This window comes from Tamlana crocina (genome assembly GCA_040429635.1).
Classification (GTDB): Bacteria; Bacteroidota; Bacteroidia; order Flavobacteriales; family Flavobacteriaceae; genus Flavisericum; species Flavisericum crocinum.
Map to the genome: position 1 here is coordinate 3,463,680 of CP158972.1, position 15,865 is coordinate 3,479,544.

The 15,865-nt window shown below is 37.7% G+C and carries 17 protein-coding genes; 11 read left to right on the forward strand and 6 right to left on the reverse strand.

The window, feature by feature from the left end:
* Positions 1-52: 52 nt before the first annotated feature.
* The 4 genes from ABI125_15040 to ABI125_15055 form a co-directional block, all read right to left on the reverse strand.
* A complete protein-coding gene (locus ABI125_15040; protein XCF06021.1) occupies positions 53-376 on the reverse strand; it encodes a hypothetical protein in 324 nt (107 codons plus the stop codon).
* 4 nt (positions 377-380) lie between these two features.
* Positions 381-833, reverse strand: a complete 453-nt coding sequence (locus ABI125_15045; protein ID XCF06022.1) for a hypothetical protein — start codon at positions 831-833, stop codon at positions 381-383.
* 73 nt (positions 834-906) lie between these two features.
* A complete protein-coding gene (locus ABI125_15050) occupies positions 907-2,355 on the reverse strand; it encodes a phage tail sheath C-terminal domain-containing protein (GenBank protein XCF06023.1) in 1,449 nt (482 codons plus the stop codon).
* A gap of 212 nt (positions 2,356-2,567) precedes the next feature.
* On the reverse strand, positions 2,568-2,987 hold the full coding sequence (locus ABI125_15055; GenBank protein XCF06024.1) for a nucleoside-diphosphate kinase: 420 nt from the start codon (positions 2,985-2,987) through the stop codon (positions 2,568-2,570).
* An 89-nt stretch (positions 2,988-3,076) separates the two neighbouring features.
* On the opposite strand from ABI125_15055, the gene ABI125_15060 reads away from it, so the two are divergent.
* The 5 genes from ABI125_15060 to ABI125_15080 are packed head-to-tail and all read left to right on the forward strand — an operon-like array spanning position 3,077 to position 7,232.
* Positions 3,077-4,096, forward strand: a complete 1,020-nt coding sequence (locus ABI125_15060; protein ID XCF06025.1) for a bifunctional oligoribonuclease/PAP phosphatase NrnA — start codon at positions 3,077-3,079, stop codon at positions 4,094-4,096.
* Positions 4,089-4,631, forward strand: a complete 543-nt coding sequence (gene gldI / locus ABI125_15065) for a gliding motility-associated peptidyl-prolyl isomerase GldI (protein ID XCF06026.1) — start codon at positions 4,089-4,091, stop codon at positions 4,629-4,631. Before ABI125_15060 ends, gldI begins: the two co-directional genes overlap by 8 nt.
* Entirely contained in the window at positions 4,618-5,775 is a 1,158-nt protein-coding gene (locus ABI125_15070) for a peptidylprolyl isomerase (GenBank protein ID XCF06027.1), read from the forward strand. The genes gldI and ABI125_15070 overlap by 14 nt, the downstream gene beginning before the upstream one ends.
* 55 nt (positions 5,776-5,830) lie before the next feature.
* The gene (gene lgt, locus ABI125_15075) at positions 5,831-6,754 is read left to right on the forward strand and encodes a prolipoprotein diacylglyceryl transferase (protein ID XCF06028.1); all 924 of its coding nucleotides are present in this window, start codon (positions 5,831-5,833) and stop codon (positions 6,752-6,754) included.
* A gap of 1 nt (position 6,755) precedes the next feature.
* Complete coding sequence (locus ABI125_15080; protein ID XCF06029.1) at positions 6,756-7,232, forward strand: DUF192 domain-containing protein; 477 nt, start codon at positions 6,756-6,758, stop codon at positions 7,230-7,232.
* 12 nt (positions 7,233-7,244) lie between these two features.
* On the opposite strand, the gene ABI125_15085 is transcribed toward ABI125_15080, so the two are convergent.
* On the reverse strand, positions 7,245-7,865 hold the full coding sequence (locus tag ABI125_15085) for a LysE family transporter (protein XCF06030.1): 621 nt from the start codon (positions 7,863-7,865) through the stop codon (positions 7,245-7,247).
* Between the two features lie 408 nt (positions 7,866-8,273).
* On the opposite strand from ABI125_15085, the gene ABI125_15090 reads away from it, so the two are divergent.
* From ABI125_15090 to ABI125_15115, 6 genes are all read left to right on the forward strand, one after another.
* Positions 8,274-8,597 carry a helix-turn-helix transcriptional regulator gene (locus ABI125_15090; GenBank protein ID XCF06031.1) on the forward strand — a complete coding sequence of 108 codons (324 nt, stop codon included), beginning with the start codon at positions 8,274-8,276 and terminating at the stop codon, positions 8,595-8,597.
* A 7-nt stretch (positions 8,598-8,604) separates the two neighbouring features.
* Entirely contained in the window at positions 8,605-11,178 is a 2,574-nt protein-coding gene (locus ABI125_15095) for an N-6 DNA methylase (protein ID XCF06032.1), read from the forward strand.
* A 417-nt stretch (positions 11,179-11,595) separates the two neighbouring features.
* Positions 11,596-11,973 (forward strand): hypothetical protein, encoded by a 378-nt coding sequence (locus tag ABI125_15100; GenBank protein XCF06033.1) that lies wholly within the window; start codon positions 11,596-11,598, stop codon positions 11,971-11,973.
* 37 nt (positions 11,974-12,010) lie between these two features.
* Positions 12,011-13,027, forward strand: a complete 1,017-nt coding sequence (locus tag ABI125_15105; protein ID XCF06034.1) for an ATP-binding protein — start codon at positions 12,011-12,013, stop codon at positions 13,025-13,027.
* Entirely contained in the window at positions 13,020-13,697 is a 678-nt protein-coding gene (locus tag ABI125_15110; GenBank protein ID XCF06035.1) for a response regulator transcription factor, read from the forward strand. The genes ABI125_15105 and ABI125_15110 overlap by 8 nt, the downstream gene beginning before the upstream one ends.
* An 89-nt stretch (positions 13,698-13,786) precedes the next feature.
* Positions 13,787-15,175, forward strand: a complete 1,389-nt coding sequence (locus ABI125_15115; protein XCF06036.1) for a potassium transporter TrkG — start codon at positions 13,787-13,789, stop codon at positions 15,173-15,175.
* A gap of 57 nt (positions 15,176-15,232) precedes the next feature.
* Here the strand turns inward: ABI125_15115 and ABI125_15120 are convergent, their stop codons facing one another.
* Positions 15,233-15,832, reverse strand: coding sequence for a chemotaxis protein (locus tag ABI125_15120; GenBank protein ID XCF06037.1), 600 nt, complete (start codon positions 15,830-15,832; stop codon positions 15,233-15,235).
* Positions 15,833-15,865: the final 33 nt, after the last annotated feature.

Below are 15,865 nucleotides of genomic sequence, written 5' to 3' on the forward strand. Positions count from 1 at the left end.
CTGAACTTACCGTTCAAATCATTTGATGTTTTTTCAACTAACTAAACATAAACTAAATAACCAACGACACTAATTTATTTAACACTATAGTGATTACTCTATTTTTAAAATGACCGGCCTTAATTTTGCTCACTCCAGCCTTGACCAAAGCCTGCATAACCAACAGATCTTTTTGGCTTTTTAACAGCCATTCCAGTTCGTTTTTATCAATGGCACCGGCCAAAAACAAGCCACTCCATTTTTTTAGTTTTTCTTCAGAACTTTTAAGGTACTCTTTCATATCGTCAACAATCAGCTTACCTTCACCACCAAACTTATCTGTGGCTTCGGCAACAATTTCTTCTTTAAGCTCTTTTAGTAATTTTTCGAAATCCATGATGCTACTGTATAAATTGATTGATAAATTGGGTTAGGGCATTCTCACTTTTTTTGTCCTTTTGCTCTTCATAATGAATCATTAAATCGAAAGCCTTTTCAATTTGTGGTTTGGCCTCGTCTTTAAAAGCCTCATTTAGCTGCCCTTTTGCTTCCCAAAGTTTAAGGTAACTGCCCATTAAATGCTCGTCGCTACTAATGAGCTCCCACATTTTTAGGGTAATCTCGTTTTTCTGTTTACCGCGTTCATAAATGACCATTCTCTCCATTTCGTTTTTTAGGTCGACTACCTGATTTTCAGAATCGCTAAACGGACGGGTACTTTTATCCATTAAGCTTAAGGCTTCCAACTTGGTCTGTATGGTTTCAGTGTACGTAAAATGGTCGTAAAGACTGGTACAACTGAACATAGTGACTGAAACCACAATGGCCATCAATACTGTTTTGAGTTTTTTCATAATCATTGTTTTTGGTTATTGTTTATATTGAAAAACCTTTTTTTTGCCAAATACTCATCACCCTAACATCCGTTTAATTTTTAAGCATCTTGTGCATAAACTTCAATACAACAAACTCAGCAGGTCTTACCACAGCCATGCCTATTTCAACATTCATATTTTGATTTAAAATATCGCTGGCTGTCATGGTCTCCCCCAAACCCACCTTAACAAAAAAGGCATGCTCGGGTTTAGAGCCCACCAAAGCTCCCGAACGCCATTGCTGGGTTAAAAAGTTTTCGATTAAGACTTTAATTTTTGCCCATGTATTGGCATCGTTCGGCTCAAACACGAGATATTTCGTCCCCTTTTTTACCGATTCTTCAACCATATTGAAAAACCGTCTCACTGAAATATAACGCCATTCGTTATCGTTTCCTGCCAAAGTACGGGCACCCCAAACTAGTGTACCCTTCCCCGGAAATTGCCTAATGGCATTGATTGATTTTCCGCTATATGCATCAACATTCAAATTATCGTTCATTTGACTGTTGATTGAAAACGCAGGCCCTAACACATGGCTTAAACTCAAGCTGGCAGGCGCTTTCCAAACTCCGCGTGTACGGTCCACTTGAGCATAAAGCCCAACAATAGCTGCAGATGGTGGCATCACCGCATAAAACGCTTCCAAATATTTTTTTACCGACCTGTAAGCCAAAATATGGTCATCAAAAATCGCATGGTCTAAATGCTTTCCTTTTAAAATACCATCAACGGGTGTGCCTCCATCATTAATTTCTTGGTGTTCCGCTATGGTAATTTTAGCATCTTCGATTAAAATATTAATATTGGTTTTTAGGTACGGAAAATATGCTGCACCAAACTTCACTTCTTCTTTTATGTTACTGGTATGCATTCGAAAATTAAGAATATCAGCTGCTGCCGATGTTTCGGTATCTGCCCCAACCACATCAAAAACGCCAAACCGATCACGCCGTTTCAAGCATTGTTTGAGAACGGGGTCAGAAAAATAGGATTGATAATTCGTTGGACTTAATTTTGAAGCATCCGGACTTACAATCAAAGTCACTTCGCTTACAGTTTCCAAAGCTTCAACAGCCTTTTTTATGTCCGCTTTATTAACGTCGCCTTCATCATTTTGAATCCCCGTCGACACCACATAACAATTACCTCCGCCATTGGCAAAAAACAATTGCATGGCATAATACATAGGATTTCTTGGGACTAAATCGGCTGCATTTGTTGGATTTCCGTCAGCCCAAGTAACATCAACATTTGAAATATTACTGCTTTGTTTTTCAACCTTAATCTTAACATTGAAAGCCTGTGGCACGGCGGTTCCAAAATAATGCTGATATTCAGAAAGGGATGAAATTCTTTGGGGTTGAAATGCACTAACACCATTTAGCAGCTGGGTACTACCGACAACCCCCGGAACGGCCGTTTCTACCTGAGCGATGGACGACGGAAATCGGCCAACATTCTGGATATAAACCCCTGGAGATTTGTAAAATTTAGCCATAGTCCCTATCGATTAGATTTTTATAAAATGCAGCGCAGATCTATTTTCACTGAAAAGCACGAGCACCTCTACATATAAAGAGGCTTAGTCTTACAAAATAGTTATAATGCGAGAATTTATCAATCCCCAAAAATGGGGATTTGGCCAACTGGCTTAGGCACAAAAAAATCCCGCCGTTGGCGGGATTTTAAAATATGGTATATCTGTTTTTTTTAGAAGGTATCGCGACCAGAAAAGTGAAAGGCACCTTCAATAGCAGCGTTTTCATCGCTATCGCTACCGTGTACTGCGTTTTCGCTAATAGAATCAGCGTACAATTTTCTAATAGTACCTTCGGCAGCATCAGCAGGGTTTGTGGCGCCAATTAAGGTTCTAAAATCTTCAACTGCATTGTCTTTCTCCAAAATGGCCGCTACAATAGGGCCACGCGTCATGTACTCTACCAACTCTCCAAAAAACGGACGCTCTTTGTGGATTCCGTAGAACTCCTCGGCATCAGCTTTGGTCATTTGGGTTAATTTCATGGCTACGATTTTAAATCCAGAAGCCGAAATTTTTTCTAATATCGCACCAATGTGTCCTTTTTCAACCGCATCGGGCTTAAGCATGGTAAATGTTCTATTTGTTGCCATTTCTGTGTTTTTATTTGTGCTGCAAAAGTAATGTATTTCTAAAGAAATGCAAGTAATGTAATTTTAAAATTATCGTATCTTCGCCTCCTATGGAAAAACATGATATCACAGGCGTTAAAGCATTATTGAGCACCAAAAAAAAGATTGTAATCGTTCCCCATAAAAACCCCGATGGCGACGCTATTGGCTCGTCACTTGGGCTTTGCCATTACCTTTTAAAAGGCGACCACAAAGTACATGTAGTGGTACCCAACGAATTTCCTTCGTTTTTAAAATGGATTCCGGGCAGCGATGACATACTGAAATACGATTCGCAATCGCGATTTTGTGATGCCCTAATCAACGATGCCGATGTGATTTTCACTCTAGATTTTAATGCGTTCCACAGAACAGGCGATATGGAACCGGTTTTGGCCAACAGCCAGGCCATCAAAATTATGATTGACCACCATCAATCGCCCGACGATTATGCTCAGTTTACTTACAGCGATGTGAGCATGAGTTCCACCTGCGAAATGGTCTTTAATTTTATTGACAGGCTTGGTGATGCGAGCTTAATCGACAAAGACATTGCCACTTGTTTATATACAGGCATTATGACCGACACGGGGTCGTTCCGTTTTGCGTCGACCACCAGCACCACCCACCGCGTTATCGCAGAATTGATTGAAAAAGGTGCCAAGAATGCCGATATACACAACAGCATATACGACAGCAATAGCTACGAAAAGCTTCAATTATTGGGGCGGGCACTGAGCAATTTAAAAGTCATCCCCGAATCGCGAACGGCCTACATCACACTTTCGCAAGACGAACTCAACCAGTTCAATTATAAAAAAGGTGATACCGAAGGCGTGGTTAATCACGGGCTGTCTTTGGATGGTGTTGTTTTGGCCGCCATTTTTATTGAAGACAAACAGGAAGGTATCGTTAAAATATCGTTGCGCTCTAAAGGAAATTTCTCAGTAAACGACATGTCGAGAGCCCATTTTAACGGTGGCGGACACATCAATGCAGCAGGCGGCAGAAGCGAACTATCTTTAAACGAAACCGTTGAAAAATTTATTAGTATATTGCCTAGTTATAATAAAGCCCTAAACGATGAGTAAACTCATAAAAATCGCTTTTGTTTTATTGCTTATTGGCTGTAAAACCCCAGAAGCCCGCCGACCCATTTCGGTAAAAACAGGCTCGTTTATTGATGTTTCGGTGGAACGGAACAAAAAGCTGAACGCCAAAGAACAAGCCTCCATAGAAAAGCTCTTGAAACAAAAACAATTGGATTACCTCGCTTCCGAAAGCGGTTTTTGGTACTACTACAACAATAAAGTTGAAAACGACACTTTAAAAACACCCGATTTTGGCGATATCGTTAACTTCAATTATGATGTAAAATCGCTTAACGGTTCCGTGATTTATTCAGCTGAAGATTTAAAAACACAAACTTACGCCATGGATAAAGAACAATTGTTCACAGGGCTTCGCGAAGGTTTAAAACTGATGAAAACCGGTGAAACCGTTACGTTTTTATTTCCGTCGCAAAAGGCTTATGGTTACTACGGCGACGAAAACCGCATTGGCAGCAACACCCCTTTAATTTGTGAAGTTACCGTAAACTCCATCACCCCTAATGAAACGAATTAACATGGCACAACCCCATCTTTTTGGCAAAGTTTTACTGTTTACTTTATTGATTCAATTTACCGGCTGCAAAGCTCCGTATCCTGAATTGGAAGATGGCATGTATGCCGAATTCATTACCAACAAAGGCATTATGGTGGCCAAGTTGGAACAGGAAAAAACCCCCACAACCGTGGCTAACTTTGTGTCGTTGGCCGAAGGCTCGAACACCTTGGTTGCCGACTCCCTTAAAAAGAAGAATTTTTACGACGGACTGATATTCCACCGTGTTATCCCCGATTTTATGATTCAGGGCGGTGACCCCAGCGGCGACGGTTCTGGCAATCCGGGTTACCGATTTAACGATGAGTTCCACCCCGATTTAAAACACGACAAAAAAGGTGTTTTGGCCATGGCCAATTCCGGCTTTGGCACCAATGGCAGTCAATTTTACATTACCCACAAAGCCACCCCTTGGTTGGATGCGTACGACGAAGAAGGCTTCCTGAAAAACTGTGAAGACCGCCGTGTAAGCTGCCATACCGTTTTTGGAGAAGTGGTACTCGGGCTGGAAGTGGTCGACTCGATTGAGCAAAACGACACCATCCAGCACATTAAAATTATCCGTAAAGGGAAAATGGCCAAAAAATTTGATGCTCCTGAAATATTCAAAAACCATTTTGTAGAAGCCGAGCGTTTGGAAAAAGAAAAAGCGGCCAAGGCTGAAGCCATCATTAAGACTTCCAAAGAAAAATTTAACGCACAGCAGTCCGAAGCCACAACCATGGATTCCGGATTGCAATATTATATTTCCGAAAAAGGAACAGGTGAAAAACTTCCCGAAGATGCTGAAGTTTTGGTGCACTACGCCGTTTATTTTGAAAATGGAAAGCTTTTGGAAACCAGCAAGCTCGAAACGGCAGAAGCTCTCGATGCTGTGAACCCCAAACGCAAAGCTATGGACCGCTACCAACCCATTACCGCCAACATTGGCCCAAATGCGGGAATGATTCCCGGGTTTAAGGAAGGCTTACAACAACTCAACGTTGGCGATAAAGCCACCTTATTTATTCCGTACCATTTGGCCTATGGCGAATCGGGCACCCGCGGTATCCCCGAAAAATCTAACCTTATTTTTGAAGTGGAAATAATAGAACTTCTTAAATAAATTTTAACACTAAACCCTATTCTATCCGTTATATTTACGGCGAAAAACAACACGTATGCAACTCTTAAAATTCGATTGGAATCCCATAACAGGCATTGATATTGCCGGTAATTTCAAACTCCATTTTTACAGCCTTATGTGGGTGGTGGCCTTTATTTTAGGGTGGTACATCATGAAACGCATTTTCACCAAAGAAAAAGTGTCGCTGGATTATTTAGACCCGCTTTTTATTTACACCGTTTTGGCCACCATGCTCGGAGCACGTTTGGGCCATGTGTTGTTTTACCAATCGGAATTAATTTCAGAAGATTTTTTCAGCATCTTTTTACCATTCAAATTTAAAGGTGGTTTTGAATTTACCGGATTTCAAGGACTTGCCAGCCACGGTGCGGCCATCGGCATCATCATTGGCATGTATCTGTATCGCAGAAAATACAAGTACAAATCGTTGCTTTGGATTTTAGACCGCGTGGTGATTTCGGTAGCATCGGGTGCTATTTTTATCCGTATCGGAAATTTTATCAATTCTGAAATCATCGGTAAAGAATCGGGCGACTTCCCCTTGGGTGTGCGCTTCATTCAAGATTATTATAATAAATATGAAGCCATGCGCATTGCGGGCACCAAAAACGTGCAAAAAGCCTATGATGCTATCGCAGCCAACCCCGAACTTTTGGAACAAGTACCGTACCGTCACCCTGCTCAGCTTTACGAATCGTTTTGCTATATTTTCGTGTTTTTAATTTTGTGGTATTTCTACTCGAAAACCGAAAAAAAGAACCGCACCGGCTTTTTGTTCGGTCTGTTTTTAATCCTGCTATGGACCATTCGCTTTTTTGTGGAGTTTACCAAAGAACCGCAAGGCGAAGAATACATCAATTGGTTTGGTTTAAACACTGGGCAATGGCTTAGTATTCCGTTTATATTAATCGGATTGTACTTTATGTTTGTTTACAAACCCAAAACCGAAGTACAATAACATGGTTTTAAAACGTGCCCTATTACTGGTTTCTGTTGGTTGTTTATTGATGTTTTCGGCGTGTAAAAACGAAAAGAAAAGCATCAAGCAAACCGAAGTCAGTTTTAAGAAAGAAGGCGAACTTACCATTTATAAAGCAGCCGATTCTACCACGGTGACTTTGGATATTGAAATTGCCGATACCGAGTTCGACCGCGAAACGGGACTCATGTACCGCAGCAGCATGAAAAATAGCCAAGGGATGCTGTTTGTTTTTGACAATGAACAACCTCGCTTTTTCTACATGAAAAACACCCAAATGCCATTGGACTTGATTTATGTTGGGGCCGACAAAAAAATCGTGAGTTTCCAGAAAAACGCGAAGCCTTTTGACGAGTCGTCGTTGCCCTCCAACCAACCCGCACAATATGTTTTGGAAGTGAATGCCGGACTGGCCGATAGGTGGAATTTACAGCTTGGCGATAGTTTGGCGTTTTAAGATGGTTACTTTTTATTTAAGTAGGTAAATTAAATTCCCCAGCCCTACTATACCGGTGATGCCCGCTAAAACCAGATTCATTTTTGTGGCTATAAAAGCGAGCTTGTGCTCAATTTTGCTGGCTACAATCGCATACAAAGCGTACAAACAAAACGAGCCCAGGGTAGAACCTATGGAGAAAAACACGCTATTTTCAATCGAATACTTAAAATACTCCAGAGCAATTAACAAAGAAAGCGTGGTAAAGTAAAACGGAATAGCAAAGGTGTTTAATAGTGACATGCCCACTCCATGTAAATAAGCCTGAGATTTGTCGGTTTCTACTTTTTTTACTCTTTTTTGAGAAGTAAAATGCAGCCTAAAAAAATTAATGGACAGCAACAGCAAAATGGCCGTACCCAATTTTTGGATTGCGATAATGTATTCTGAGTTTTCCATTAACACGTTTGATAGGTACGCTCCCAAATTTGCCTGAAAAAACAGTACCGTTGCAAAACCGGCAATAAGGTAAAAGGCGGCAGTCCTCCCGCGGTTTAAACTGAATTTAACTACCGTCATATTTAAAAAACTGGGCGTAATACTGCCCACCGTTGCCACACCAAACCCCAAAAACAAACATGCCAATAAGCCCATAATTAATTTCTTTGCTATAAAAAAACAACATAAACCGGTAATGGGTTAATGCTTATCGTTGTTAGTTTAACCTAAATGTGATGTCGTATAAAAACTAAACCGTACTTATTGCACTTGCTCATGGACACTTTTTAAACTGGATGCTATTTATTTTATAGGATTTTTCGCTATATTCGTCAAGCTATAAATATAATGGTGCTAAACGCAATTGTGTTTAGCCAATTGTTGTACGCAAGCTGAAAAAACAGCCAACCGCACGTTCAAGCACATTTCATTTTGCTCGTACCTCACAAAATAAAAAGAGCTTTCACTTCCCCACCACCACCCAAAATAATTAACAATACAAACCATCGGAAATGTCAAATATTTGCTTATTTTTGGCAAGATTATAATTGGCAAGTTTAGTATATGGCAACTTTTGGAGAGTTTTTACGAAAGAAAAGGAAAGAGTTGGGAATGAATCAAAGTCAATTCGGACAAAACTTTGATATAATTATGACGGACATTAGCAAGATTGAAAATGGGCACAAAAAATTCCCTTTTGAAAGCTTAGAAAAGCTTGCGGAATTTTTAAAAATGGAATATTCCAATGTTAAAAATCTATATGTAGCTGATAAGCTTGTTGATGAAGCACATAAATATGATTGTCCTGATATAGTTTTTTCACTAGCAGAATCACAATCAAAATACATTAAAAACAAAAATGCCAAACAAGGCAAATTAGCAATCTAGCAATACTATGAGCGAAGAACTATTGCAAAGAGACCTTCAAAAGAATCCTGATAAAATTGGTAGTTGGGATTTTTATAATATTGGTGCAACTTCAATCAAATCTCTTAAAGAATATGGCATCATTAGAAATGTCAATTACGGAAAAGAAGATAGAAAGAAAGTTGACGCCCTAATCGTAAAAAACAAAAATGTAATTGCCGTAATCGAATATAAAAAACCCTCTGAATTCAAAACGGCAAAACAAAAAGAAAAGGCGATAAAGCAAGAACTTGAAGTTGCAAGAAAAATTGGAGCGAATTTAATAATTGCAACCGATACAAAAGAAACTGTTTGGGTTAATCCAGAAACAGGTAATAAAATTAAAGATGAAAACAACCGAATAGTAAAAGACAATTTCGACCCAAAAGATGAGAAAACTGTTTCTTTAATAGAAAAAATAGTTGAATCAATTAATGAACTCAACGACCAAATAAAACCCAAACAACTTGTAAACCCTACAAGTTTAGCTAAACAGATTTGGCAGGACATTTGGTCTGTTAGCGGTGCGACACCAGAAAACTGCCTTTATACATTTGTTGAATTATTTATATTCAAATACCTGAGCGATTTGGATGTTCTAAAAGGAGTATATAATTTCTATACCTTATATGATAGCTTCAATCAGAATACAGAAGATGAAGTACTTGAAACTTATGCAAGTATCATAAGACCAAAAATTAAAGCATTGTTTCCGGAAAACCCTTCAGATAAAACAACAATTATCAATGGGACAATATTTGTAAGTAAAGACCAAAAAGCGGTTAAAGGCTATAGTACTGTTTTTAAAAAGGTTTTAGGAAAATTTAAAGATTACGGAAAACTAGAGCATATTGATTATGATTTCAAGAGTCAGCTTTTTGAAAGCTTCCTAAAGGAGAGTATTAGCAAAAAAAATTGGGGTCAATTTTTCACACCAATAAAGGTGGTTAGAGCTGTTGTTGAAATAGCAAAAGATGAAATAAAAGTTGGTTCTAAAATTTGTGACCCAGCTTGCGGAGTTGGGAAATTTCTATTAGAGCCAATAATCACAAAACTTGATGAATTTTATGAAATAAAGAATGGGAAACTAATTCCAAAAATTACCATTCAAGGCTATGACAAAGGATTTGATAAGGATGAGCAAAAAACGATAATATTAGCTAAGGCTAATATGTTAATTTACTTTTCCGACATTATCAAAGAAAATCCAAATATAACAACCGAATTTGCTCAGCTTTTCAATGATAGTTTTCTTTTAAAGACTAATTCAATCCTTGGAACATTATCAGAACCTGTAGAAGAGGAATATGATTTAATTGTAACAAATCCACCGTATGTTACAAGCGGTAGTAGTAACCTAAAAGAAGAAATCAAAAAAGATGGCACTTTAGTCAATTATTACAAAATCAATGCTCTTGGTGTTGAGGGTTTGTTTATGGAGTGGATAATCAGAGCACTAAAACCAAATGGAAAAGCTTTTATAATAGTTCCAGATGGTATTTTCAATAGACAAAATGACAAAAATCTAAGACAGTTCCTAATCGATGAGTGTTACATTGATGGCATTATTTCGCTTCCAGTAAAAACATTTTTTACAACACCGAAAAAGACGTACTTACTTTGCATAACCAAAAAAGCAGATAAAAAAGCTGTTCAAAAAGACCCTGTATTCACATATTTAGTGAGTGAAATGGGAGAAAGTAGAGATGTTTATCGATTCGACATAGAACAGGACGACCTCAAAGAAGCTGTCGCTTTATACTCGTTTTTCAAGGGCAATAAAAGTGGTTTCAAAAAAATTAATACAGACAAGCGATGTAAAATACAGGAGTTTAAAATGTTCGACCCAGATAATCATTGGTCAGTTGACCGTTGGTGGTCGCAAGAAGAACAAATTGAACTTGGAATTATAGAAAAAGATGAAACTGTTTCACTCGAAGACCTTAGTGAAATGATTACAGATTTTTCATCTACTCTTAATGAATACTCTAATTTGTTCAGTTCCGTTGCAGGAAAGGCAAAAGTTTCTTGCACCTTCGAGGACATAAAATTATCCAACTCAGAATTCTTTGAACTTGGGATAGGAAAGAGAGTTTTGAAACGTGATATAGTTAAGCTAGATGGTACAATACCTATTTACAGTGCGAATGTAAAAGTACCTGTAGGTTTCCATATTAAAAGCAATATTGATGATTTTTCAAAGAACTATGTTCTTTGGGGAATTGATGGAAACTTTGAATTCAATACTATCCCCAAAAACACACCTTTTGTTTCAACAGACCATTGCGGTACCATAAAAGTATTGAAAGATGACATTCTTCCTGAATATTTAATGATTCAACTCGATAATGTTAAACATAAATATGGATTTGATAGAGGTTTAAGAGCATCTATTAAAAATATGAAACAGGTTGAAATCAAACTACCTTTTAATGATGATGGTTCAATCAATATTGAAAAACAACAAGAGGTAATTGAAAAGTATGAATACATTATTGAGTTAAAAAGTCGAATAGCTTCTTATAAAGAGCAACTTTTTGACATAAATATAGATTTTGAATAGCCAGTGCAAAGTTCAAGCACATTTAAATTTTGCTCGTGCCTCACAAATTTAAAAGAGCTTTCACGCCAACGCTGAATGACAACCTAAACGGAAAAAAGCCAGCGTACAACAACGTATATAAAAAATAGCGGTTTAATCGCTTAAACAATAGAAAATGAACAAATTAAAGGTTAGTGTAAAACTGAAAAGTTAGTGCTTAAAATCCGCTACTTTTCATATACAAGACCGTTCAAACCCCACAACTAAGCCTCCTCTGACTTCGGCTTATACATCACAATAATTTGGATGAGAATCGCCAGAAAAACCAGAATATAAATTTCAATTTGGGTAAACAGTTCTACGGTATCGAGTGCCCTTTTGGTGATAGACATTTGCCGCTTGCCCTCGGTTATTTGGATATCGGACAGGCTTTGTAAGTTGCCATTTATTTCGGCCACGCGCTTTGCTACTCGATTTTTATCGGCAAAACCTGTGGTTGCAAAAGCGGCTTCTTCGTCTTTTAATTTCTTAAAATTATCCTTTAAGGTATCAAAAACAGCGCTTTCCTCCTGGGTGAGTTTAGTAGTTTCAAAAGTAGCTAAGCCCTTGAATGGTTTGGTTAACTTTCGCGTTTCTGCCTTTGAAAAGTTTTTCCAATGGTGTATTCATTTTTGCAATGAGCATAACTTTGTTGCCGTAAAAGCAAGAGAACCAATTTTCACATCACTTTTAGAAACTAAATTTTACATAATTTTTATATTTCAATATTTATCTTTACAAAAAAGAATAAAACTTGTTCAAAACAAAAAAGTATAGTAGCAAAAAACAGTATTTGATAAGCCTCTTGCTTATTATGATGACTTCTATTGTATGCTTCGCTTCAATCGACTTAATTGGCTACAGTGCTGTTTCACTCATCTTACTTTTGGCTGTTTCGGTAAACGCCATTCTCTTTGATATTTTTCCTGTTCTGTTATCTTCTTTTTTAAGCGCCTTGATTTGGAATTTCTTCTTTATTCCGCCAACATTTACATTTTATATTGGCACAGCCGAGGACGGGCTAATGTTTTTAATGTATTTCGTTATTGCGTTGATAAATGGTGTTTTAACCAACAAAATAAGGGAAACGGAACGTAAGGAACGTGATGAACTGGAAAAAGAAAAATCCATAAAGTTATACAATACTTTATTGAATTCGCTATCTCACGAGTTAAGAACCCCTATTTCTACAATAATCGGATCTATCGACACCATAAAAGATAACCAAACCAAACTTTCCGAATTTAATAAAAATGAATTGTACTCTGAAATTGAAACTGCAAGCCTTAGGTTAAACCAACAAGTGGAAAACCTTCTAAATATGAGCCGACTTGAGGCAGGTTTTATTCAGCCCAAAAACGATTGGTGCGACTTAAATGAGCTCGTTTATTCCTGTATCAGGAATATCGAAAAAGATGACCAACAACACATTATTTCATTCGAAGCCAAAGAAAACATGCCGTTAGTCAAAATAGATAGTGGCCTAATCACTCAAATTCTTCACAATTTAATTCATAATGCCATTCAGTACACACCAGAAAAATCCATTATATCTATTCTATTAAATCATAAAAAAGCACATTGCACGATTGAGGTTTCTGACAATGGAAATGGTTTTCCGGAGTCTGAAATCGACCATGTTTTTGATAAATTTTACCGTTTAAAAAGCTCTGTTACAGGAGGTACAGGTCTGGGACTCTCAATAGTTAAGGGTTTTACAGATGCCATGGATGGCAATGTGCAACTGAAGAACACACCCAATGGCGGCGCACAATTCACCATTGAATTACCTTGCGAGTTTTTATACAATGAAAACATTAAAGATGAATAAAGCAGAAATATTAATTATTGACGACGAGCCACAAATACGAAAATTACTTCAAATAAACCTAGAGAGCAATGACTATATAGTATCACAAGCAAGTTCAGCTAAAGAAGGGGTGATATTATCTGCAAGCCATCCTCCAGATTTGATATTGCTTGATATTGGCCTGCCAGACAAAAGTGGCCACGAGGTTTTAAACGAATTACGGGAATGGTACAACAACCCTATAATCATTCTTTCTGTACAAGATAACGAAGAGGATATTGTAAAGGCGCTAGATAATGGCGCAACAGACTATTTAACCAAACCGTTCAGAACTGGCGAATTGTTGGCCCGAATCCGTTCAGCAATAAGAAACCATGAAAATATTGAGAACAAAACCACTATTTCCATTGGAACTATTGAGATTGACTTGGTGGCTCGAATTGTAAAACGAAGCGGAATAGTACTTAAATTAACATCTACTGAGTATAATTTGCTTGCTTTATTTGCAAAGAATGAAGGTAAAGTCCTTACACACCAATTTCTCTTAAAAGAAATATGGGGCTTCAGCTACCAAAATGAAACACAATACTTGCGCGTTTTTGTTGGTTCTCTTAGGAAAAAAATTGAAGAAAACCCCAACAACCCAAAGCATATCATTACCGAAAGTGGTGTTGGGTACCGTTTTCAATAATCTTTATAAAATCTTTATATAATCTTATAAAATCTTGATTTTACACTTATCACTTTCATCGGAACTTTGTAACACCAAAAGATTACACGATGAAACAAGAAAACGACACAATTGGCAACAATGAAAACAAATTAGGTATATGGTATCGTCTGGTAAGGCGATATAGAAAATTTCAATTAACATTATCGCCTCAACAAAATCTACTTTATGGATTTTTAACCTATACCATAATGGGTTGGGCCTTGTTGTGCGTGCCATATTTCCAGAAACAAGCCGTTGGCGGATTAGACAGTTTATTTATCGCTACATCAGCCATATCAACCACAGGACTTGTAACAGTTAGTATATTCGACACCTATACATGGTTTGGACAACTGGTAATCATGTTGCTTTTTCAAATAGGTGGTGTTGGGTACATGACTTTTACTTCGTTTATTTTACTCTCAAGGAAAAGCCCTTTAACACATTGGCACCAAAGGGTTTTGAATGCAGAGTTTACCATGCCTCGAGGCTTTGAGCTGAAAGATTTTCTTAAATCGGTAATCGTCTTTACAATTATAATAGAAACCATTGGAGCCTTGTGCTTCTACATAGCCTTTACAAGGGCAGGTGTAGAACCTAACTTTGCCGTTTGGAGCAGCATTTTTCATAGTGTATCGGCTTTCTGTACCGCAGGCTTTGGCCTTTACAATGATAGTTTTGAACAGTTCGCCGGCAATACTTCAATCAATTCAATCATTTCCGTTTTAGCCATAAGCGGCTCGTTGGGTTTTATTGTGGTTACAGATCTTTGGAATAGAATTACAAAAAAAACTAACAAAATAACATTCACTACTAAAATCATCTTTGGGGTAATTACTATTTTACTTGCCTTAGGTACTTTGGCAATTTATTTTTTTGAACCTTCCGTAAACCAACTGGGAGAACAGAAATTAATGGCCTCCTTCTTCCAATCAATGACTGCACTTACTACAGTTGGTTTCAATACCGTACCAATAGGAAGTTTTTCATTGGGTGTTTTGCTCATCGTCATTTCTTTGATGTACATAGGAGCTTCGCCTTCGGGTACAGGTGGAGGCATGAAATCTACCACGCTCACGGCCTTGCTCGCTATCATGTGGAGTAGAATTAGAAATAACGGACGCGTAACCTTTTTTGGAAGAACTATCCCTCAGGAAAGACTTTACGTAGCAACTTCTATCTTTATACTATATGCATTTGTAATTTTTCTTTCTACTGTGCTATTGGCAATGACTGAAGATTTTCCTCTAAACCAAATCTTATTCGAAACCACTTCAGCCATTAGCACAGTTGGCTTAAGTACCGGCATTACAGGAGACCTAAGTACTTTAGGGAAAACAATAATTATTTTTGTAATGTTTGTTGGCAGGCTTGGTCTATTAACTTTTGGATTGGCTATTTTGGCAAGAAAAAACAAACTTGAAATCGTGGAAAACGAAACAGATTTAGCAATTTAAAATGATTGAGACATTCATAAGTTTTGATGTTGCTTGACAGGTAAAAACATATACTTTCTAAACATCCCCTTTCGGTTTATACATCACAATAATTTGGATGATAATCGCCAGAAAAACCAGAATATAAATTTCAATTTGGGTAAACAATTCTACGGTGTCGAGTGCCCTTTTGGTGATAGACATTTGCCGCTTGCCTTCGGTTATTTGGATATCAGACAGGCTCTGTAAGTTGCCATTTATTTCCGCTACGCGCTTTGACACCCGCTTTTTATCGGCAAAACCTGTGGTTGTAAAAGCGGCTTCTTCGTCTTTTAATTTCTCAAAATTATCCTTTAAGGTATCAAAAACAGCACTTTCCTCCTTGGTGAGTTTAGTGGTTTCAAAAGTACCGATTAACCCTTGTATGGTTTGGTTAACTTTCGCGTTTCTGCCTTTAAAAAACACGGTATCGGGCAGCACCAAAGCCAGTTCTTTTTCTTGAACGGCCTGCGACATTTCAAAAATTAAATCTTTGGCGATTAATCGGTCTTCGTAAATGGTCTCCACCGATTCTTTTACGCGAACAAAATTGTTTCGGTCAATTAAATTGGTTGCCACAATTAAAACAAAAACAATTAAAATACCCAATACCCACTTAATCTTGTTGTAAAATGTCATAATAATCGATTATAAAAACAAATTGTTGCAAAG